This window comes from Geomonas sp. (assembly GCF_056994735.1).
Genome location: NZ_JBXKJL010000428.1, coordinates 72072 through 93109, shown reverse-complemented (window position 1 = coordinate 93109; position 21038 = coordinate 72072). Strand labels below are relative to the sequence as shown.

Genomic DNA, 21038 nt, shown 5'->3' with positions numbered 1-21038 from the left:
ACGATGTCCTTCTTCATAATGTCCTCCTTTGATGGTTATTTGATTGATGCAGGTCAAATTACTAGAACTAGAGCACACCCTTCGACAGGCTCAGGGTGAACGGCGGTAGTCGTTGGATTTCAAGGTGACCCTGCCGAAGCCGGTCAACATCCACTCGTTCGTGCCGAGCCTGTCCAAGCTCCTCCTGTCGGTAATGGAACCCGTTCGTGCCGAGCCTGTCCAAGCTCCCCTTGTCGGTATTGAGACCGTTCGTGCCGAGCCTGTCCAAAGCTCCCATTGTCGGTATCGAGACCGTTCGTGCTGAGCCTGTCGAAGCACGCATTTATTGTTTTCCTTCCTTGCCCTTGATCATCTTCACCAGCTCCAAGGCGATCTCGTACTTCCCGAAAGGCGGAATCAGATAGAAGCCGCCGACCTTCTCGAAGGCCCCCTCGATGAACTCCCGGGCAATGGCGAGCCCTTCCCTAACCCCGTCTTCCCCCGCTTTTCCGGCCATCCGGGCCCTTATTTCGTCGGGAATCACGATACCGGGAACCTCGTTGTGCAGGAACTCGGCGTTTCTCCCGCTCACCAGCGGCAGCACGCCGGGGAGGATCGGGATCCCGAGGTCGCGGGTGAGCTCCAGCATCCGGTCGAGGACCTTCAGGTCGTACATCGGCTGGGTCTGTGCGAACGAGGCGCCATTCTCGACCTTCCTGGCAAGCCTTGCCACCTGCCCTTCCATCTTCTGGGTATTGGGATTGAAGGCCGCGCCGATGGTGAACCCGGTCCCGGCACCGATGGGACTCCCCATGGCGTTGACCCCGCGGTTCAGATCGCCCAGCAACTTGATCAGGGTGAAGGAATTCAGGTCGAAGACAGAGGAGGCACCCGCCTCACCGCCGACGCTGGCCGGATCGCCGGTGACCGCCAGGATGGAGGTGACACCGAGGAGGCTCGCCCCCATCAGGTCGGACTGAAGCCCGATCAGGTTCCGGTCGCGGCAGGTGACGTGGGCAATGACCTCGATTCCCACCTCCCGCCGGATCAGCGAGGCCAGGGCGATATTCCCCATCCTCACCCGCGCCAGGGGATTCTCCGCCAGGTTGATGGCGTCGGCTCCCGCTTCCTTGAGAGCGCGGCTTCCCTCCAGGATTTTCGAGCAGTCAAGACCCTTGGGTGGATCAAGCTCGACCGTGACCACCTTCCTTGCCCCCCACCCCGCCAGGAATCCTGCCGCGGCGGCCCCTGCGGGTTCACCCCCCGGGGAAATGGTGCCGGCACTCCTGACCGCGCGGGAAACCGGCCGCAGTCCACGCAGACGCCGGGCCATGTTCCTGATGTGCTCCGGCGTGGTGCCGCAGCACCCCCCCACCAGGGAAGCTCCGGCCAGGACCATTTCCTCCGCCATCGCGGCAAAGTAGTCCGGGGTGGTGCGATAGATGTAGCGCCCCTCGTGATATTCAGGAAACCCGCTGTTGGGATAGGCGGAGATCGGCAGATCCGTCACAGCAGCCATGCGCTTCAGGGTCGCCAGGAGCTCGAGGGGTCCGGCTCCGCAATTGGCGCCGATGACGTCGGCCCCGGCCGCGACCAGGCGCAGAGCCGCAGCCTCGGCCTCGATCCCGCCGGTAAGCCTGGAACCTTCCCCGAAGGCGAGACTGGCGACCACGGGGAGCCCGGTTTCCTTGGCGGCCGCTACGGCCAGTTCCAGCTCCCCGAGCTCCGCGAAGGTCTCCAGCATCAGGAGATCGGCTCCCCCTTCTGCCAGGGCCGCAGCCTGCGCGCGGAAGGTTGCCCGCACCTCATCCTGCGTCAGCTCCCCCTTCCCGCGCCCCAGCGGGCCCATGGAACCGGCAACGAAGACCTCGTGCCCCTGAGCCGCGCGCCGGGCGAGGAGCGCTCCCTGCCGGTTTATCTCGGCCACCTTGGCGCCCAGACCGATAGCGGAAAGCTTCACGGCATTGGCGCCGAAGGTGTTGGTCTCGATGACTCGAGCGCCGCATGAGATATATTCCTCATGGAGAGCCAGCACAAGCTGAGGCCGAACCAGGTTCAGGTGCTCGAAGTTCGCATCGAGTGCGACCCCCCTTGCATAGAGCATGGTTCCGATGGCTCCATCGCCGACCAGTACCTCTTCAGCCGTCGTTGCGAGAAAAGAGCGCGACATCAGCGTCCTCCCAACACCTTGATCAGGTGCGGCACAAGCTGCTTTTTCCGGGACATGACGCCCTTCATCTCGAAGACCTGCGGCTCCGGCTGCGGGTACCCCATGAAGCGGCCGTACGCCTGCCCCCCTTCCATGAGGAACATGGTGCTTTCCGTGGAGATATCGGTCACCATCAGACCTGCCAGGTCGAGCTTTTCCGTGACCCGCAGGGAGGCGAGAGCGGCTTTGAGTTCACGCTTCATGGAGTTGAATTCACCGAAGCCGAAGACCTCCACCTGGCCGACCCCGAAGCGGAGTTCCCCCTGGTTGAAGAGTTTGAAATCCGAGCCGACAACGCGTTCCGGGCTGCCGTAGCCGGACAAGGCACCGGAGGCCGCGAAGAGCTCGGCCCCGAAGCTCTCCCAGTCCAGACCGGCCTGGGCGGCCAGGGTCTGCACCGCGTTCCGGTCCCGCTGCGTGGTGGTCGGGGACTTCAGTATCACGGTGTCGGAGAGGATGCCGGCCAGCAGGAGCGAGGCGATCTCCGCCGGAGGGATCACACCATGCTCGGCGTACAGGGAGGCCACCAGCGTGCAGGTGCTTCCCACCGGAGCGGTCACGAAGGGGATCGGAGAGCTGCTGGGAGGATTCCCCAGCTTGTGGTGATCGATGACCTCCAGGATTTCCACATCCTCGGCACCCGGGACCGACTGGGAAAGCTCGTTGTGATCGACCAGGATGAGGGCGTAGGGAAGCGGGGCCAGAAGCGACGATTTGGTAGCCACACCGGCAAGGGTGCCGTCGTCCTCAAGGACCAGAACAGCGGTAGCATGGAGGAGCTTCTCCCTGAGGCGCCCAAGAGGCTCATTGACGCCGACACTCTCGAAAAGCGGCTCGGCCACATGTCCCGCCGGGGTCGAGAGCCTGGCCCGGGAGACGGCAGCCGCCGTATCGAGCGGGATGCTCAGCAGAGCGACACCTTTTTCAGCGGCCAGTGCGACGATCTCGTCATCGACAGCGAGCCCCCCGGTAACGATAAGGAGGCGCACGCCGCGGCTGATGGCTGCCAGCTGTATGTTGCGGCGGTCCCCGGTCACCACCACCAGGCTCTTCGGATCGAAAGCGGAGAGCTTGGAGGTGAAGGAGCCCTCCGCCATGGCCCCTACAAAAATGTGCAGGCTCTCCAGGGCTCCCTCGGGCTCGCCTGCCAGGAACTTACCCTCCAGACAGGCGGCGAGGGAGGCGAGGGAGGCTGTCACCTCCCTGAGCGAGTCAGGGCCGGTCAAGAGGGAACGCTCGGCAATCTTCAGCAGCGGGATCACCCCCGCGGGGACGCCCCCCTCATCGAGCACGGGGAGCATCCTGACCCCGTTGTGGTGGAAGAGTTCCAGGGCGGCCAGGAGGGGGGCCGAGGCCTGGACCGTGACTGGGGTCCGGTGGATGACATCGCGCACCTTGGGGTGCACGTCGGCGAGGTAGAGCGGCGCTTCCATCCCAAGCCGCGCGAGGAGCCACGTGGTCTGCGGGTTCAGGGCACCGGCCATGGCGGCGGTAACCTCCTCAACGCCTACTGCCCGCTTCAGATGGGCATAGGCTACGGCAGAGGCAACGGAATCGGTATCGGGGTTTCGGTGGCCTATCACATATATCTGTTTCTTCATCAATGCTGTCGCTTCCCTCGCAATGTCATCGCCCCTGCCGGCCACGGCCTCTCCGCTTCAGGTTAACGATTATTGTCGTATTTTTTTCTCAAGATGATAAAATGACCGCCGCAACGAAAGGAAAAGGAGATCCGCATGCACGCAGCGATTGACTGGTTACTTCAAACCATAGGGGTGATGGGGTATCCCGGCATCTTCATACTGATGGCCCTGGAAAGCTCCATCATACCCATACCAAGTGAACTGGTCATGCCGCCGGCGGGCTACCTGGCCCAGCAGGGGCAGATGAGTGCGCCCTTCGCCATCCTCTGCGGCACCGCGGGGAGCCTGGTCGGCGCCTACGCCAACTACTTCGCAGCGCGCTACCTGGGGCGGCCGCTGATTCTCAAGTACGGCAAATATGTCTTCATCACCGAGGAGAAGTTCACCAAGGTGGAGAGCTTCTTCCTAAGGCACGGCGAGATCTCGACCTTCATCGGCCGGCTCATCCCCGTGGTGCGGCACCTGATCTCGCTGCCGGCTGGGCTTTCCGGGATGAACCACCTGAGGTTTTCCCTTTACACCCTGCTCGGCGCCGGAATCTGGGTGACGGTGCTGACCTGTATAGGCTACTTCATCGGCAGCAACCAGGAGCTCATCATGAAGTATTCCCACCACGCTCTCATGGTCGTGCTGCTGGCGAGTTCCCTGATCGTGCTGGTCTACGTGAAGCTGCAGCGCAGAAACGGCACCCAGTAACCCTCCCGGCATCCCCTTCCTCATGATAAGGTAAAGGCGGGTCCAGGACCCGCCTTCTTTGCAACTTCCCCCCACGCCAGGGCGTCACTCCCAAGCTCAGGATTTCCACTTCCCCGGGCTCGACCTGTGCGCCGACGTCAGCCGGAGGCGAATCCCCCCCTCCCACCCTTTGACAAGGGGGGGAGGTACCCGACCCTCCTTTTAAGCGGGAAGGTCAGGGTGGGTGTACGATCCGCCGGTTACTTCGGCACCTTCTCCCAGTCTTCCAGGAACTTCTTGATCCCGGCATCGGTCAGCGGGTGCTTGGCCAGCTGCAGCATGACCGAATAGGGGATGGTGCAGATATCGGCGCCGATCAGCGCGGAATCGAGCACGTGGATCGGGTTCCTGATGCTGGCCACGATGATCTCGGCGTCGAAGCCGTAGTTGTCGAAAATGGTCCTGATCTCGCCGATGATCCCCATGCCGTCCTGGGAGATGTCGTCGAGCCTGCCGACGAAGGGAGAGACGTAGGTGGCGCCAGCCTTGGCGGCCAGCAGGGCCTGCATCGGGGTGAAGATCAGGGTCACGTTGGTCTTGATTCCCCTGGAGTGCAGGGTCTTGGTGGCCTTGAGCCCTTCCGGGGTCATCGGGAGCTTGATGACGATGTTCGGGTGGATCTTCACCAGCTCGGTGGCCTCGGCGATCATGCCGTCATGCTCGAGCGAGATCACCTCGGCCGAGATGGGACCGTCCACGATCCCGGTGATTTCCTTGATGACTTCCTCAAAGCGCCGGCCGCTCTTGGCGATCAGCGAGGGATTGGTGGTCACCCCGTCCACAAGCCCGAGCTCGTTTGCCTCGCGAATTTCCTTCACGTCCGCTGTGTCGATAAAAAACTTCATCCATTCCTCCGCTTGATTTTTTGTTACCTCTGCTGCTGATTCTTCTCAAACTCCTGCAAACAACCGAGGGAGCAGAAGTAATAGCGCTTCCCCTCCATGCTGCCGACCACCGCGTCGGCCTCGGAAACATAAACGCCGCAGACCGGATCCCTGAAGGTCTCCGTCGCACCAGGCTCTTCTTTGCGCACCGCGGGGGCCTTCTTCCCCCGGATCATCCGGTAGGCCAAATAGATCAGGAGAACCCAGATGAGAATTCGCATCCTAAATCCTTACCACGCGTTCGGTGGTGGTCAGTGAGGCGAGAAGTTCGGCGATCGTTTTGCCTGAGGAGGGGTCCCTGAGTGAAGGGTCGATATCGGCGAGCGGCTGCAGGACGAAGCGCCGCTCGGCAAGACGGGGGTGCGGTACGGCCAGCCGCTCATGGGCCAGGACCAGCTCCCCGTAAAGAAGGATGTCCAGGTCCATGCTGCGCGGGCCCCAATGGCCGGACGGGACGCGATGGAACACCTTGACCTCTATCCGTTTCAACTCGTCCAGCAACTCCAGCGGCGAAAGTGTGGTGGTGATCCGGACCGCGGCGTTATAGAAATCTTCCTGCGGCACCCCGCCTACCGGCTCGGTCTCGTAGAAGGGGGAAAGCGCGGTCACCTTGGTACCCGGCAGCTTCCCCAACTCGGCGACCGCCATCAGTAGCTTCAGCTCGCGGTCCCCCATGTTGGTACCCAGACCTATGTAAGCGGTGCACTCTTCCACAGCGTGCGATTAGAGCACAGTTCTTCTTTTTTTTCAAGCACGGCACCGCTCGTTACCGTCCGTTAAACCTCCGCCGGGCAAATACTATTTTTCCAATTAGCTGCTATAGTATAGAATCTGAGCGAGGCGCCCCCCGGGCATTCATTGGAGCGTCTGCAGGAGGAGGTGATGGCCACAGCGAATCACGACGATCTTGCCGGTCTGCTGGTAGTCGACCTTTTCAGGCTGGGGACGGAAGCCCTCGAGGTCAGGAACTTTCCCAGGGCCTACCACTTCCTGGAGGCTGCTGCCGAAAGGGACCCTTCCGCCAATCACCTGTCCCAGTTCGGGCTTGCCATGGCGCACTATACGGGAAACACCCAGGGCGCCATCGCCCTTTGCCACCGGGCCCTGAAAAAAGACCCGAGTAATCCCGAGCACTACCGGAGACTGGCCGTGGTCTATCTCATCGCGGGACGGAAGAAGGACACCATCAGGATCCTGCAGCTGGGGCTGAGGGCGGGAAGGCACTCCGGCATCAGCAACCTGCTGCAGATCCTGGGGCAGAGGAGAAGGCCGGTCCTCCCGTTCCTGCGCCGGAGCAACCCGCTGAACAAGTACCTGGGCAAGATCAGGACCAACCTGAGGGGAGCGAAGTAGCGGGAGGGAAGGGAACCGGCTCACCCCGGCCGCGCGGCGGCACCGGGAAGACCGGGGAGCGAATTGCTATTTAATGTGCTGACCATCTCATGAGCCGACAGGAGGGGGACATGATCCAGTATCTCACGCTTAAGAGCAGGGAAAGAACCGAGCTGATCGACATCACCGCGCGGGTCGAGGATCTCATCTCCTCCTCGCGGGTGATCACGGGGTGCTGCGACGTCTTCACCATGCACACCACCTCCGCGGTCACGGTCAACGAGGGAGCCGATCCTGCGGTCAAACGCGACATCGCGCACTGCCTCGACCGGCTGGTCCCCAACGCGCACTACTTCACCCACGCCGAAGGAAACTCGGCGGCCCACGTGAAGTCCAGCATGATCGGACCGTCGGAGAGGCTGCTGATAGACCGGGGAAAGCTGGTGCTGGGGAGCTGGCAGGCCTTGTACTTCTGCGAGTTCGACGGCCCGAGGGAGCGGAAGGTCGCGGTACGCATCTGCGGGGATTAGGGCGGGTGCGCTAGCCGAAGTGGTCGAACCCCCGACCGGACGGGGTATAGGGCGTCCCGTCGGCGGCAACGAGCTCGATGCCGCTCCCCCCGGCGATCTCGCCAATCAGGGAGACCCGCACCCCTTCCCGCTGAAAGAGCGACTCCACCTCGTCCACCTTCTCCCTGGCAACGGTGAAGAGGAGCTCGTAGTCCTCCCCCCCGGAAAGGGCCAGGCTGTAACGGTCCGGCAGGGTCAGGGAGCGGTACTCATCCGAAAGGGGCAACCTCTCCAGCTCCAGCCGGGCCCCGACCGCAGAGAGTTCGCAGATGTGCCCCAGGTCGGCCAGCACCCCGTCGCTTACGTCGATCATGGCGCTGGCAAGCCCGGCCTCGGCGAGGGCCACTCCGGCCGACACCCGCGGCTCCGGGTCAAGCTGCCGGCTCACCAGGAACCCTTCCCTCACCCCTTCTCTCAGCTTCTTGAGTCCGGCGGCAGCGTCGCCGACCGTCCCCGACACGAAGACAAGCTCGCCGGGAGAGGCGCCGCTTCTCTTAACCACCCGCTCCGCACGCTGCTCCCCCAGGGCGGTGATGGAGATGACCACTCCCCCCTTGGAGGCGCAGGTATCTCCCCCCACCAGCGTGACCCCGAAGCGCTCGGCCTGCCCCAGCATGCCGGCCATGAAACCGTCCATGAACTCCAGCGGGATATCGGCGGGAAGAGCGATCCCCAGCAGGAACTGCCGCGGACGCGCCCCCATGGCGGCGAGATCGGAAAGGTTCACCGACAGCGATTTCCTCCCCAGGCTTTGCGGGTCGCAGAAGGAGAGGTCGAAGTGGACCCCTTCCAGAAGCATGTCCGAGGTGATCAGGGTGAGGTGTCCGGGTGTGGGCAAGAGGGCCGCCGCATCGTCGCCGATCCCCAGGGGGACGGACGGCGATGCGGCGACGTGGTGGGATATCCTGTCTATGAGGCCGAATTCCCCGAGCTCGGCAAGTTTCAAATCTTCCCTCCGACGGAAACGCCCTTACCCGGAGGTGCGACGATGCGGCTGCGCCCGATCTTGGCCTTCGACGGCTCGGTCTTGGGGGGCTTGGCCTTGGGCGCCGGGGCGGTGGGAGGGTACTTCTCCAGGGCCACCGACAGCACGTCGTCTATGGTGGAGGCGGTGACGATCTTGAGCTTCTTCAGGATGGTCTTGGGGACGTCCTCGAGGTCCTTGGCGTTTTGCACCGGTATGACTACGGTGGTGACACCGAGTCTCGCCGCGGCCAGGATCTTCTCCTTGAGCCCCCCGATGGGGAGGACCTTGCCGCGCAGGGTTATTTCGCCGGTCATGGCGACTTCCTTCCTGACCGGAATCTTGGTCAGGGCGGAGACCAGGGCGGTGGCCATGGTCACCCCGGCCGAGGGACCGTCCTTGGGTATGGCGCCGGCAGGGACATGGACGTGGATGTCCATGTTGGCGAGGAAATCCTCCTGGAGCTGGAGCTCGACCGCCTTGGAGCGGGCATAGGAAAGGGCTGCCTGAACCGACTCCTTCATCACGTCGCCCAGCTGGCCGGTCAGGGTCAGCGCCCCCTTCCCCTTCATCACGGTGGCCTCGACGAAGAGGACCTCGCCCCCGACCGGAGTCCAGGCGAGACCGGTGACCACCCCGACCTCGTTCCTCTCCATCTCCTCCTCCCGGAGGAACTTGGGAGGCCCGAGGTACTTCGCCACCGTTCCGGCGGTGATGTTGAACTGCTTCTCTCCCCCTTCGGCGACCTTGCGCGCCACCTTGCGGCAGACGCTGCCGATCTCGCGCTCCAGGTTCCTGAGTCCCGCCTCCCTGGTGTACTTGGAGATGACGGTTCTCAGGGCCTCCTCGGAGAAGTTGGCGATCTGGTCGGTGATGCCGTTTTCCTTCAGCTGGCGCGGCACCAGGTAGCGCTTGGCGATGCCGAGCTTCTCCTCCTCGGTGTAGCCCGCCAGGGTGATGACCTCCATCCTGTCCCGCAGGGGCCCGGGAATGGTGTCCATCTGGTTGGCCGTGGCGATGAACATCACGTTGGAGAGGTTGAAGGGGAGATTGATGTAGTGGTCGGAGAAGCTGTTGTTCTGCTCCGGGTCGAGCACCTCGAGCAGGGCCGAGGATGGGTCGCCGCGGAAGTCGGATCCCAGCTTGTCGAGCTCGTCCAGCATGAAGACCGGGTTGTTGGAGCCCGCCTGCTTGAGCCCCTGGATGATCCTGCCCGGCAGGGCGCCCACGTAGGTGCGGCGATGCCCGCGGATCTCGGCCTCGTCCCGCACGCCGCCGAGCGAGATGCGCACGAACTTTCTCCCCATGGCGCGGGCGATCGATTTGCCGAGGCTGGTCTTGCCGACGCCCGGAGGGCCGACGAAGCAGAGGATCGGGCCCTTCATCTTCTTCTTGAGCTTCCTGACGGCCAGGAACTCCAGGATGCGCTCCTTGACCTTCTCCAGGAAGTAGTGGTCCTCGTTCAGGATCTGCGAGGCCCGGTTGATCTCCAGGGCGTCCTTGGTCGATTTCCCCCAGGGGATCTCCACCAGCCAGTCGAGGTAGGTGCGGAGCATGCCGGCTTCGGCGGCATCGGGATGCATCTGCTCCAGGCGGCCCAGCTGCTTCAGGGCCTCCTTCTCCACGTTGGAGGGCATCTTGGCGCTCTCGACGGACTTCCTGAGCTCGGCGATCTCCTCGCTCCTGGCATCGGTCTCACCCAGCTCCTGCTGGATGGCCCGCAGCTGCTCCCTCAGGTAATACTCGCGCTGGCTCTTCCCCATCTCCTCCTTGGCGGCGGACTGGATGCGGGCCTGCATGTTGAGGAGCTCGCTCTCCTTGTTGAGGAAGTCGTTGACCTTCCTCAGGCGCTCCAGGGGATCGTTGACCTCCAGAAGCCCCTGCGCCTCCTCGACCTTGAGGCCGATGTTGCTCGCCACCAGGTCGGCCAGGCTTCCCGGCTCCTGCATGTTCTCGACGATCACCATGACCTCGGGGGAAACGGCCTTTCCCATGGCCACGATCTTGCCCAGCTCCTCCTTGACGGTGCGCATCAGCGCCTCGGCCTCGAGGGTATTCTCCTGGGCCGCCGGCTCCACCATGCGCTCGATGCGGACGGAATAGAAGGGCTTCTCCGCCAGGTACTCGGTCACCCGCGCCTTGGTCAGCCCCTGCACCAGGATCTTGACCCTGCCGTCGGGGAGCTTCAGCATGCGCATGATCATGGCCACGGTGCCGACCTGGTAGATACCTTCCTGGGCCGGCTCCTCGTCTCCCACATCCTTCTGGGTGGCCAAAAAGATCATCCTGTCCTTGGAAAGGGCGTGATCCACGGCGTTTATGGAGATCTCCCGTCCCACGAAGAGCGGCAGTATCATGTACGGGTAGACAACCACGTCCCGCACCGGGAGCAGCGGCAGAACATCCGGTATGTTGAGTTCTTCGGTCTCCTGCCTGTTTTCCATCTTTACCTCTCCTTACTCTATCGGGATCTCCCGGATATGCGCCTTGCCTTCCCTGGACCAGGGAAAAACCACGGTCAAAAGCCCCCGACTGTAGCGGGCGTTGGCCCGCTCCAGGTCCGCGGCGGGTGGGATCTCGATGGCCCTGCAGAAGCGGCCGCTGGAGCGCTCCAGGCAGATGAAACGTCCTCCCGACGGCTCCTCCCGCGGCGGCGCCGCCTCGACCACCAGCGTCGAGCAGCAGGTGCTCAGGGTGATGTCCTGGTGCCGGCAACCGGGGAGTTCTACCTCCACCACCAGGGACTCCGCGGTCTCGTAGATATCGACCAGCGGCGAGATCTCCTTCTCGCCGAACCCCTCACGCCCTTCCAATGTGGAGAGGTAGCGGAAGATCTCATCCATCTGCTGGCGAAAGAGGTCCAGCCACTCCAACGGTTCCTTGGGGATCACCGGCATGTCGCCCTCTGTCTGCACCAGCCCAGCTTTCCGCGGCCAGGGCTCGGCACGAGAAAAAAGACCGGCCCATCGTGCAGCCACGGTGGCCGGTTCACTTGATTTAACCATCTTTATCATGAAAGTCAAGGTAATCCACCCTAACCTTCCAGCCGCCCTGTATACAGATGCGCCCCGCGAAAGCGGCGGTTATCATTAATTTTTTCGGGTTTACAATTGAATTTACCGGCGCGGATGTGTATAATCCGCCATCCCCGACTCCGCCCAGCTTACCGAGCCACCCCGCAGGGCATCCCACAACCGGCTTTAAAGCCGGTCCATCGGCTGCATCGAGCAGGGGCAGGAACCCGCTCCGTCCCCCGGGATCGAGCGACGCCAGACGACACCTTCAAAACAAAAGGGCCCCACATGAAAAGATACGCCGCACTGTCATCGCTTCTGGCGGTGACCCTGTTCGCGACCGGCTTCAACTGGCCGTTTCCCTCGGCGAACAGCTGCCGTGACGCCAAGAGGCTGATCCTCGAGATGCCGGCTCAGATCACCGAGTCGAAAAGGACCGACACCGAGAAACGGGTGATGGAACTGTGCCCCACCGGAGCAGCCGGACACTTCCTGAAAGGGCTTCAGTTCGAGCGCAGCGGCAACAGCGACGCAGCCATCAAGGAGTACCGCGAGACCCTCTCCATCGATCCCGACTTCTATCCGGCCAGCGGAAACCTGGGCCTGCTGCACCAGAAGAAAGGGGCCAGCGAGGAGGCGGCCGTGGAGCTCTCTGCCGGCCTCAAGGCCGGGGACCCGCGCTACAACGCCGGCCTGGCCCGCATCATGGCCCAAAAGAGGCTCTACCAGCTGGCCATCTTCCACTATAACGAGGCGCTCGCCGGCCTCCCCGACGACGCTTCGCTCCACGCGGAGCTGGCCTCGGCCTACGACGCGGTGGGGATGATCCAGAAGGCGGAAGACGAATACCGCAAGGCGCTCTCGATCCAGCCCGGCCATGCAGGGGCGAGGCTCGGTCTGGGGGCCCTGCTGCTGGCACGGGGAGAAACGGACAAGGCGGTCAGCGAGTTGAAACAGGCGGCCATCTCCGAGCCCGGGAACAAGGAGGTCCACCGTTTGCTGGCCGAGGGTTATGCCAAAAAGGGTGACCAGAAGAGCGCCGACTACGAGCGTGTGCTGGCCGGGATCGCTCCCAAGGCGGAGGCGAGGCCGAAGATCGATCACATGGCCCTGGCCGACGGCTACCGGACGGCCAAGGACTACGACATGGCGATCAGCGAGTACCGGTTGCGGCTGGCCGAAGAGCCGGGCGATGCGGTGGCCATGCAGCGCCTGGGGGACTCCCTTCTGGCCGCAGGTCGCGACGAAGACGCCATGGCCTACTACCGCGAGGCCGAGCGCAACAAGGCCGACAACCCGCAGCTCCACTACAACCTCGCCTCGATCTACGAGCGCAAGGCCCTCCTGGACGAGGCGGTGGTCGAGTACCGCCAGGTGCTGGCCAGCACCCCCGACTACCTTGATGCCCGGCAGCGGCTGGCGGACATCTACACCCTGCGCGGCAGCTTTCCTCAGGCCCTCGAGCAGTACAAGGAGCTGGTCAAGGCCAAGCCCGATGATCCGGTGGTGCAGCTGAAGCTGGCTCGCGCCTACGTCAATGCCAAGGATCTCCCCGCCGCGGCCGAGGCTTACGCCGCAGCCATCAGGCTGGACAGGAACGCGCTGGAGGCTCACCGCGAACTGGCCAACCTGCAGAAGAAGAGGAACCTGACGGACGAGGCGGCCAAGGAGTACCAGGAGGTCCTGAAGCTCAAAAAGGACGACGCCGAGGCGCGCAGCGCGCTGACCGCGATCTACGTCAAGAACAAGAGCTACGATGATCTCGCGGCCCTGCTGAAGGAAGGGGTGGAACTTGCCCCCAACGATCCCAACGCCCACTACAAGCTGGGGCTGGTCTACGAGTTCAAGAAGGATTACGACAAGGCGATCGAGCAGTACCAGGAGTCCGTCAACCTGAAGCCCGACCACGCCAAGGCGCTCAACGCCATGGGGCGGGTGCAGATGAAGAACGGCCGGATTGCCGAGGCCAAGGCCTCGCTGGAGGCGGCCAGGAAGGCCGACCCGGAACTCGAGGAGCCCACGGTCCTCCTCAGCAACATCAAGGACGAGCTCACCCCCGAGCCGCGGAGCTACCGCAGGCATAAAGGCTCCCGCCACGAGAAAGTCACCAAGAGCGGCAGGAAAGGGAAGAAGGAAAGGTCAGCCAAAGCCGGCAAGAAAGGCAACGGCGAGAAGTCTTCCGGCTCGAAGAAGTCGCACAAGAAATCGAAGAAGTCCAAGAAGAAGTCGAGCGAGGAGTAGTCCCGGACTCGACCGGCTAAAACAGCAACAAGAAGGCAGCCTCCATCGGGGGCTGCCTTCTTCATTCCGGCCACCTCGCACAACAATTCTTTTTGAAACTTTTTCTAATCATGATAACATCCCGCCAGCTTGGACGACTACACCCACCAAAGTCACAATATCTTCCCGCACCGGAAGGACAGGCCGCCCATGAAAGAGAGACTCCTGGCCGCAATCTTCGCCACCACAGTTTTCCTGCTGCTACTCTGTTCAGCGGGCTTGGCGGAGGCCGACGATCTCATCGTCGAGATGTCACCACCCGCCAATTCCGGCCATTATTCCACTATCCAGGCCGCCATCGACTTCGCCGACGCGGTAATAAAGGGGAGTCCCGCCGGCAGCAGGTCCTTTCAGATCAAGGTGCAGCCCGGCACCTACAGCGGGGCTTTCACCCCGATCAGCAACGTCCCCATCATCGGCAGCAGCACCTCGGACACCATCATAAACAGCAGCGGCACGGCGGTGACACTGAACGGCGTGAGCAACGTCGTCATCAGGAACTTCACCTTCCGGAACGCCTCGCTGGCCATCTCGGTAAGCAACAGTTCCCTGATCAGCGTCACCAACAGCATCTTCAACCTCAACCTGACTGCGACCGCCATCGACGTATTCAACTCCCCCAGCACCTCGATCATCAACAACACCTTCTACGGCAACAATATAGGCATCAGGACCGGTTCCGACATCACCATCATCAACGACCTCTTCGCCAGCAACAACATCGCCATTCTCCCCCAAGGAAGCCTGACCCTCTTCTCCCACAACGCCTTCTACAACAACATGGAGAAAGGGGTGCTTATCACCGACCCCTTCACGCTTCCGAACATCGAGCACCCCGGACTCGACCCGCGTTTCGTTGACCCGGCGGGAAAGGACTTCCACCTGCAGGCAGATTCCCCGTGCAAGGGAACGGGTGACGCGGCTTACCGTAACTCCTTCGACAGCACCTCCGACATCGGCGCCTTCGGCGGCCCGAACAGCGACCCTCCAACCACCACCCCCGCCACCGTCACCGGCCTGGTTTCCTCCATAAGCTCATCCGATACCCCGCCCGCCGTGATGGGGCTCAGCTGGGACCAAGGCAGCAATACGGCGGTCACCGCCTACCGGGTCTACTATCGGACCTCCCCCGCCACCACAATAGAGGCCGCGGAAGGGGCTTCCGGCTTTACCGTGTCTGGCCGGGGAACCACCAGCGCGCCCCTGACCTTCAACAGACTGCCGCCGGCGCTTACGGCACCGACGACCGCGCCGACACTCGCGGCGCCCGTCCCGCAGGACCGGGCCCTGCTGCTCAGCTGGACCGCAGTAAGCGGCGCCACCGGGTACCGCATCTATTTCAACACCGCCAGCTTCGACGCCTCCCACCTCCCCGGCACCTTCCAGGACGTCGCCGGCGGCACCACCACCTCGGCCCTCCTCACCGGCCTGAGCAACGACACCACCTACTTCGTGAGAGTATCGGCCCTGGCAGGCACCCAGGTACTGGCGGCGGTCACCGCGGTCATTGACAGCAACGTGGCCTCCGCTCCCGGAACCCCCAACGAAAGCCCCCTTTCGACCGAGACCAGCCAGCCGATCGGAACGACCGTTTCGGGCCCGCCCTCGAACGTGCAAAGCGACTTCCCCGAAACGGTCACGGCGTTCCCGAACCTCAAAGGGGGATGCTTCATCGCCACCGCGGCCTACGGCTTCTACTCCGCCCCACAGGTCCAGGCCCTGCGCGAGTTCAGGGACCGTTACCTGTTGACCAATGCCCCCGGCCGGGCCTTCGTCGCCTGGTATTACCGCCACGGGCCGAGCGGCGCCCGTTACCTCAACCGCCACCAGTGGCTGAAGGCTCCGGTCCGGCTCGCCTTGCTCCCCATGGTGGGGACCTCTTTTTTCCTGGTTCACACGCCACCTCTGGCAAAGATCGCCGCATCCATCGTTTTGCTCGCTTCATGGAGATATGCCCGGGTTCGACTGAAAAGGAGGAGAGAGGGGAATATGCTGGTACAGACGGGAGGGGAGCGGTGAAGAAAGTGATTTTGGCCATAGCGCTCCTCCTTATACCCTCCATTTCTGCCGCCACCGAGGCACGCCCCGACCGCCCCCACTGGTCACTGGAGCTGAAGGGCGGAGTCTTCTTTCCCGACGTCGCCAGGTGGTCGTCCTTCTACGGCAGCAGCTATAGCGGGGAGTACGGGGGAGCTTTGTCCTACAAGGTGATGCGGCAGCTCGAGATAGGGATCGAGGGAAGCTACTCCCGCGCCAAGGGGAAGGGACAGCAGCTGGGGCATTCCGACGTGGCTGCGGCGGGAGAGGTCACCTTCGAGCGCGTGCCGCTGAGCCTCTTCATGCTGGGGCGCGGCGTCTTGAGTGAGGACCAGTGGCTGGTCCCCTATCTGGGGGGGGGCTACACCAGGGTCTTCTATCGCAGCGGGGTCGAAGGCCAGGGCAAAAAGGATGGGGCTGCCGACGGCTTCCACGCCAGGGGCGGGCTGCAGTTCCTGCTGGATAGATTGGAACCTGAGGCCGCTGCCAACGTCTACCGGGACTTCGGCCTGCACCACACCTATTTCTTCATCGAAGGAAGGTACCTCCGCGCCTTGGCGGATGCCACCTCGGGTGGCTCCGTCAATGTGGGTGGCACCAGTTGCCTCGGGGGCTTCCTCTTCGAATTCTAGTCAGCAACAGGACCGCCCTGGCGGCTTGGCCCTCCGCGGGCGGGGTGGCCGCACCCGAAATAGGTGGCCGCACCCCGAAAGCACGCCCGGGCGGGATACCACCCCTGCCCTGTTCCGCTGCACTCTCAGACCAAGCCTCAGCTTCTCCTGCCTCCTGCTCAGCCTCTCCTGCGGCGAGCCTCCCTGGTTTCCTTGGCCAAGGCCCGCTCTTTCGCGTAGGTGAGGGCCCTCGCCCGCGCAGCCTCTTTGTGCACCGACTCTTTCACGTGGGCTGCTTCCTTATGGACGGCCTCCCTGTGCTCGGCCTCTCTTACCCGGGCGACGGCAGCCTCGGCCGGCTCACCCGCCTCCCTGTGTACCGCCTCTCGTTCTGCCCTCGCCTCATGCCCGTGCAGCTCCGCATGCTTCCTGAGCTTCCTGGCGATGGTCTCTACCCGCTCGACCGTGTCCTTGGGTAGCAGCGAGAAGTGTTTTACCTTGCTGAGCCCGGTTAAGAGGAGGGCTGCGCCGCCGAAAACCAGCACTGCTGTCACTATCAGCGCCGAGAGCCATACCGGCAGCACCATGGCCAGCGCCGCTATGGCGGTGGCCATGGCACCGAGCAGGGCGAAGAGGAGCAGAAAGCCCCCCACCGCCAGGAATGCCGCCCCCGTCTTGGCCGAATCGACGTTACGTTTCAATTCGAGGGCGGCCAGTTTCAGTTCCAGGAACACCAGCACGATCGACTGCTCCACCAGTTCAAGCACCAGCCTGATCATTGACTGTCTTCTCTTTAGTTCTCCTTGCATGTGATACCTCCGATGCCCCCGGCATGATATGCTATGCCACGAAAACAGGTCCCATCCCCTACCTGTCCTTATCTTACCTGATTCCGCCTAAATCTTCCGCTGTTGTCATCGTCGTCGGGCTACTCCCCGCCGAGGTCCTTTCCCGCACCGCGGCAGCTCTGTTTTTGGCAGCAGCTCCGCGAAAATCATCTAAACTGAAGCTGTCGCCTTCGCCACACCCGGGAAGCCCGGGAAACCCGGGCAAAAGGGAGGGGTCATGAAGAGATCATGGAAGGGAGCCGTCCTCTCGGGGCTCGTTTTCCCTGGACTTGGACAGCTCTGGCTCAAGCATTATCTCCGCGGTGCAGCTTTGATCGTTACGGTTACCGCAGCGCTGGGGGTCGTGGTGGTCAGAGCCGCCGGACGAGCAGTGGTCATGCTGCAGCAGATGGAAAGCGAGGGGCATCCGGTGGACCTGGTGCGGATTGCCGACCAGGCCACCCGTGCCTCCCTAGCGCCCGGCGAATACCAGGCGACATGGGCACTGGTCTTTCTGGGTTGTTGCTGGGTGGCGGGCGTGGTCGACGCCTTTTTTCTTGGAAGGAGAATGGACCTGGCCGAGAGAGGCCCGCGGCAGGGCAAGGGAGGGGAAGTTCCCGGCCGGGGCTCAAAAGGAGCAAGCTCATGAGATACACCGGGCGCAGAAGAAAGGTATTGGGCAGGGTACTGCTGTCGGTGGCCGCCGCCATGACGGGAATTTCCTGCGCCTCGCCCGGCTCATGGCCGGGGAGGCCGGCCGGGATAGCCCTCGGCAAGGAAGCCGCCGGCTCGACGGTTTCGCTGCACCGGGGCCAGACGCTGACCGTTTCCCTCCCCGGCAACCCCACCACCGGATACCGGTGGGAGGTACTCCCCGGCGCCGGGGCGGTGCTGGCTCTGCAGGGGGAGCCCGGTTACACCCCCTCCGGCAGCGCGCTCGGCGCCGGCGGGGTCTACCACTTCATCTTCACCGCCCGGACAACCGGCACGGGTACCCTCAAATTCGCCTACAGGAGATCTTTCGAGGCCGGAGTTCCACCGGCGGAGAGGTTCGAGGTGATCGTGGTGGTGGCGGAGTGAGGAGCGGTGTCGAGGAGAGGGACGCAAAAAGGCCGGGGTTGCCCCCGGCCTTTTCTACTACTTCGCCCAAATATATGTTTTTATCTTCAGGATCCTTCTTCCTTCAACGGGATGATGGCCACGTTGGCCTTACCCGCTCCGAAGAATCCCAGCTTCTTTGCCGCAGCACGTGAAAGATCGATAAATGCGAATCCTCTCTTGCGGCAACGGTCGTTGACTACAACCGTGACTTCCCTATCGTTGTCCAGGTTCTTGACCCGGACCCTGGTACCCAGGGGAAGACTCTGATGGGCGGCTGTCATCTTTTCGGGATGATAACGTTCGCCCGAAGTGGTCCTTCTTCCCTGGAACTTCTTGGCATAGTAGGTCGCGATCCCCACCAGCCTGTTTACCAACGATTTTTTCTGCGGTTCAACCTTTGTTACTTCCGGTGTTTCTACTACCTTTTCTGCAGCCAGCAGGGGAAGCGTGTGGATCGGGAGGAGCATCAGACAAAGGGCCAATATCAGGACCAGCCTGCCGCTCCGCTCGGGTGATGCCATGCGCACCTCCTTTGTTGGGCGAGTTGTTTCTATATCATGAGACCGATCCAAAGTCAAGATCCAATGAGACCGCATCCGCCCAACGTGTTAATTTTGCGTTTGTTTAGCTGGGCTCCCGCCCCTTCCCCGCCAGCCGCAGAGGGGTGGCGACCGCCCGCAACCTGATGGCGGTGGTGTCGTTGATTATGATGACCTCGCGGGTGGAGCCGTCGATCTCGGTGGTCGGGAAAGCGTAGCGGTTGAGGACGTAGCGCTTGCCGCTCTTTTCATGGGGAAGCTCCACCCCCGGGGAGTCGAGGTGGGGTTTCAGGCCGTACTCCTCGAGCAGGGGAAGCCAGTCCCTGCCGACGATGTCGCGATGGGCCCGGCCGGTGAAGGTCTCCACCGCCCTGTTGAACCTGCGGACCTTCCCCCACTGGTCGACGAGGATGAACATGTCGCTGATGCAGTCCATGGTCTCCTCCCACTCGCGCCTGATCCCCTCCATCTGGTGGAAGAGGTTCTTCAACTCCTCGTGCTTCATATAGAGCCTGGCGTCGCTGGCCAGGAGCTCCCTCTCCAGATGCCGCTGGTCGGTGACGTCGCGGGAGATGGCGATGAGGCAGGCTTCGCCGCAGTACTCGATCACCTCGGCCGACCAGAGCAACTCCCTGATCTCTCCCGATTTCACCCTGAACCTGACATCGAGGTTACGCACGTGGCCGAACTGGTTGAGGATGCGCAGCATGGCCATGCGGGCATCGGGATCGCTCCATAGCTTGAGCTCGTTCGAGGTCTTTCCGATCACCTCGTCGCGGGCGTAACCGGTGATATCCTGGAAGGCCTGGTTGACGTCTATGTAGCGGCCGTCTTCGGCGCGGGTGATGACGATGGAATCGGGGCTGGCACGGAAGGCCTTGGAGAATTTTTCCTCCGAGATCCTCAAGGCCTGCTCTGCCTCGGTCCGCCAGGTGGTGTCCTGGTTGGTGCCGATCATGCGCAGGGGGTTCCCCTCGCTGTCGTAGGTAACCTCCGCCCGGCCGGTGTGGGTTCGCACCACCCCGCCTGCCAGCACCAGCCGGTACTCGACGCGGTACGGCTTCCTGTTGTAGAGGGCGTCGTTGACCGACCGGATCACCATCTCGCGGTCCTCTGGATGGACGGACTGCAGGAAGAACTCGTAGCTGGGGGAGAAGGTGGCGGGGTCGACCTCGAACATGCGGTACATCTCTTCGGACCAGGAGATGGTGTTGGTGCCGAGATCCCATTCCCAGTTGCCGAGCCTGGCAATGCGCTGGGCGAGGGCCAGGGTGGACTGGCTTTCCCTCAGGGCCTGCTCGACCTTCTTCTGGGTGGTGATGTCGACCAGGGAAAGGACGGCCTGCCCGGCGCCCGCTATCACCGCCCAGTTGCCGGCCATGGTCTTGGTGGAGCCGAAGCGATCCACCGTCTGCAGTTCGAAGGATCGGGGCTCGGTGCTGAACTCCGCTCCCTCGGGATGGCGCTCGTCCCTGAAGGGGCTGCCGTTGACGAACTCGGTCCAGTATTTCTTCCCCTCGAGTTCCTTGCGGCTGAACCCGGTGACCTCTTCGAAACCGCGGTTTACCATGTGGAGGGTGCCGTCGCCAAGGACGATGGCCATGGCCGTGCCGGTGTTTTCGAAAATGGCCCGGTAGCGCGCCTCCGATTCCCTCAGCAGGGCCTCGGCGTTCCTGCGCATGGTGATGTCGCGGGAGACTTGAAGTATCTTGTCGACAGCTTGCTGCGGCTCGCCGATCGGATAGGTGGAGATCTCGTGGTATTCCTGGCCGTTGCTGCCCCGGCAGGTTATTTCCCCGGTGATGGCGGTGCCGCCGGCGCGGGTCTCCTGCAACTGGAAGAGCACCTCCCCGGGGAGACGCCCCGCCGTTACCAGCTCCGTGAGCGTCCTCGCCGCGACATCCCTTTCGGAGAGCGCGTACCTCTGCATGAAGATCGCGTTGGCCTCGCTGATCTTCATGGTCCCGGGGTCGATTATGCAGATGGCATCGCTGGAGTAGCGGAAGAAGATACTGGAGAGTTGGTCGGATTGCCGCAGCGCGGTTTCCACCTCCCGCCGGCGCTCGGCAAGGATGTGGACCGCCATGAAGAAGAGGGACAACAGGGAGGCCATGAAGGTCCGCATGTACAGCTCGCGGCCATCGGCTGAGAGGAGCTCCCGGAGAAACGACCCTTCCCTGAAGGTCAGGGCGTCGATGCCTGCATCGGTGATCCAGAAGATCACGAAGCAGGTGGTCGCTAACGCGACGGGACGCTTCCATGGGAACCGCTTCGACATCGGAATCCTCCGCTAATGATAAGAGCCACCAGTTGG

19 protein-coding genes are annotated in these 21038 nt (G+C 62.9%); 8 read left to right on the top strand and 11 right to left on the bottom strand.

The genetic code is table 11. From position 1 onward, the window contains the following. Positions 1 to 322: 322 nt before the first annotated feature. Together AC11W3_RS18710 and AC11W3_RS18705 are read right to left on the bottom strand one after the other, a co-directional pair. Positions 323 to 2149: a bifunctional homocysteine S-methyltransferase/methylenetetrahydrofolate reductase gene (locus AC11W3_RS18710; protein WP_484093527.1), complete on the bottom strand. Its 1827-nt coding sequence runs from the start codon at positions 2147 to 2149 to the stop codon at positions 323 to 325. Beyond that, the gene (locus tag AC11W3_RS18705) at positions 2149 to 3789 is read right to left on the bottom strand and encodes a putative manganese-dependent inorganic diphosphatase (RefSeq protein WP_484090383.1); all 1641 of its coding nucleotides are present in this window, start codon (positions 3787 to 3789) and stop codon (positions 2149 to 2151) included. Before AC11W3_RS18705 ends, AC11W3_RS18710 begins: the two co-directional genes overlap by 1 nt. A 135-nt stretch (positions 3790 to 3924) precedes the next feature. Here AC11W3_RS18705 and AC11W3_RS18700 point away from each other — a divergent pair, with 135 nt between their 5' ends. Next, positions 3925 to 4527, top strand: coding sequence for a DedA family protein (locus tag AC11W3_RS18700; protein ID WP_484093526.1), 603 nt, complete (start codon positions 3925 to 3927; stop codon positions 4525 to 4527). Positions 4528 to 4766: 239 nt separating this feature from the next. Here AC11W3_RS18700 and fsa read toward each other — a convergent pair whose 3' ends face one another. The 3 genes from fsa to folK are packed head-to-tail and all read right to left on the bottom strand — an operon-like array spanning position 4767 to position 6125. Further along, on the bottom strand, positions 4767 to 5411 hold the full coding sequence (gene fsa, locus AC11W3_RS18695; RefSeq protein WP_484090385.1) for a fructose-6-phosphate aldolase: 645 nt from the start codon (positions 5409 to 5411) through the stop codon (positions 4767 to 4769). 23 nt (positions 5412 to 5434) lie between these two features. Further along, positions 5435 to 5671 (bottom strand): YHS domain-containing protein, encoded by a 237-nt coding sequence (locus AC11W3_RS18690; protein ID WP_484090386.1) that lies wholly within the window; start codon positions 5669 to 5671, stop codon positions 5435 to 5437. 1 nt (position 5672) lies between these two features. Further along, complete coding sequence (gene folK / locus AC11W3_RS18685) at positions 5673 to 6125, bottom strand: 2-amino-4-hydroxy-6-hydroxymethyldihydropteridine diphosphokinase (RefSeq protein ID WP_484090387.1); 453 nt, start codon at positions 6123 to 6125, stop codon at positions 5673 to 5675. A gap of 207 nt (positions 6126 to 6332) precedes the next feature. Here folK and AC11W3_RS18680 point away from each other — a divergent pair, with 207 nt between their 5' ends. After that, complete coding sequence (locus AC11W3_RS18680) at positions 6333 to 6803, top strand: tetratricopeptide repeat protein (protein WP_484090388.1); 471 nt, start codon at positions 6333 to 6335, stop codon at positions 6801 to 6803. A gap of 110 nt (positions 6804 to 6913) precedes the next feature. Further along, the gene (locus AC11W3_RS18675) at positions 6914 to 7312 is read left to right on the top strand and encodes a secondary thiamine-phosphate synthase enzyme YjbQ (protein WP_484090389.1); all 399 of its coding nucleotides are present in this window, start codon (positions 6914 to 6916) and stop codon (positions 7310 to 7312) included. Between the two features lie 10 nt (positions 7313 to 7322). Here AC11W3_RS18675 and thiL read toward each other — a convergent pair whose 3' ends face one another. Genes thiL through AC11W3_RS18660 form a run of 3 tightly spaced genes read right to left on the bottom strand, consistent with a single transcriptional unit; the run spans position 7323 to position 11329 of the window. Next, a complete protein-coding gene (thiL, locus tag AC11W3_RS18670; protein ID WP_484090390.1) occupies positions 7323 to 8297 on the bottom strand; it encodes a thiamine-phosphate kinase in 975 nt (324 codons plus the stop codon). After that, complete coding sequence (gene lon, locus AC11W3_RS18665) at positions 8294 to 10759, bottom strand: endopeptidase La (RefSeq protein ID WP_484093525.1); 2466 nt, start codon at positions 10757 to 10759, stop codon at positions 8294 to 8296. Before lon ends, thiL begins: the two co-directional genes overlap by 4 nt. Positions 10760 to 10771: 12 nt before the next feature. Next, positions 10772 to 11329 carry an Hsp20/alpha crystallin family protein gene (locus AC11W3_RS18660; RefSeq protein ID WP_484090452.1) on the bottom strand — a complete coding sequence of 186 codons (558 nt, stop codon included), beginning with the start codon at positions 11327 to 11329 and terminating at the stop codon, positions 10772 to 10774. Between the two features lie 288 nt (positions 11330 to 11617). Here AC11W3_RS18660 and AC11W3_RS18655 point away from each other — a divergent pair, with 288 nt between their 5' ends. From AC11W3_RS18655 to AC11W3_RS18645, 3 genes are all read left to right on the top strand, one after another. Continuing rightward, entirely contained in the window at positions 11618 to 13570 is a 1953-nt protein-coding gene (locus tag AC11W3_RS18655; RefSeq protein ID WP_484090392.1) for a tetratricopeptide repeat protein, read from the top strand. Positions 13571 to 13759: 189 nt separating this feature from the next. After that, entirely contained in the window at positions 13760 to 15628 is a 1869-nt protein-coding gene (locus tag AC11W3_RS18650) for a right-handed parallel beta-helix repeat-containing protein (protein ID WP_484090393.1), read from the top strand. Continuing rightward, entirely contained in the window at positions 15625 to 16278 is a 654-nt protein-coding gene (locus AC11W3_RS18645) for an MXAN_2562 family outer membrane beta-barrel protein (RefSeq protein ID WP_484090394.1), read from the top strand. Before AC11W3_RS18650 ends, AC11W3_RS18645 begins: the two co-directional genes overlap by 4 nt. Positions 16279 to 16436: 158 nt before the next feature. On the opposite strand, the gene AC11W3_RS18640 is transcribed toward AC11W3_RS18645, so the two are convergent. Beyond that, entirely contained in the window at positions 16437 to 17066 is a 630-nt protein-coding gene (locus tag AC11W3_RS18640) for a phage holin family protein (protein ID WP_484090395.1), read from the bottom strand. Positions 17067 to 17322: 256 nt separating this feature from the next. Here AC11W3_RS18640 and AC11W3_RS18635 point away from each other — a divergent pair, with 256 nt between their 5' ends. Both AC11W3_RS18635 and AC11W3_RS18630 read left to right on the top strand, forming a co-directional pair. Further along, on the top strand, positions 17323 to 17733 hold the full coding sequence (locus AC11W3_RS18635; protein WP_484090396.1) for a hypothetical protein: 411 nt from the start codon (positions 17323 to 17325) through the stop codon (positions 17731 to 17733). Then, on the top strand, positions 17730 to 18164 hold the full coding sequence (locus AC11W3_RS18630) for a protease inhibitor I42 family protein (protein WP_484090397.1): 435 nt from the start codon (positions 17730 to 17732) through the stop codon (positions 18162 to 18164). Before AC11W3_RS18635 ends, AC11W3_RS18630 begins: the two co-directional genes overlap by 4 nt. Before the next feature lie 86 nt (positions 18165 to 18250). Here the strand turns inward: AC11W3_RS18630 and AC11W3_RS18625 are convergent, their stop codons facing one another. Both AC11W3_RS18625 and AC11W3_RS18620 read right to left on the bottom strand, forming a co-directional pair. Further along, the gene (locus tag AC11W3_RS18625) at positions 18251 to 18706 is read right to left on the bottom strand and encodes a septal ring lytic transglycosylase RlpA family protein (RefSeq protein WP_484090398.1); all 456 of its coding nucleotides are present in this window, start codon (positions 18704 to 18706) and stop codon (positions 18251 to 18253) included. Positions 18707 to 18809: 103 nt separating this feature from the next. Continuing rightward, positions 18810 to 21002 (bottom strand): PAS domain-containing protein, encoded by a 2193-nt coding sequence (locus AC11W3_RS18620; RefSeq protein WP_484093524.1) that lies wholly within the window; start codon positions 21000 to 21002, stop codon positions 18810 to 18812. Positions 21003 to 21038 lie beyond the last annotated feature (36 nt).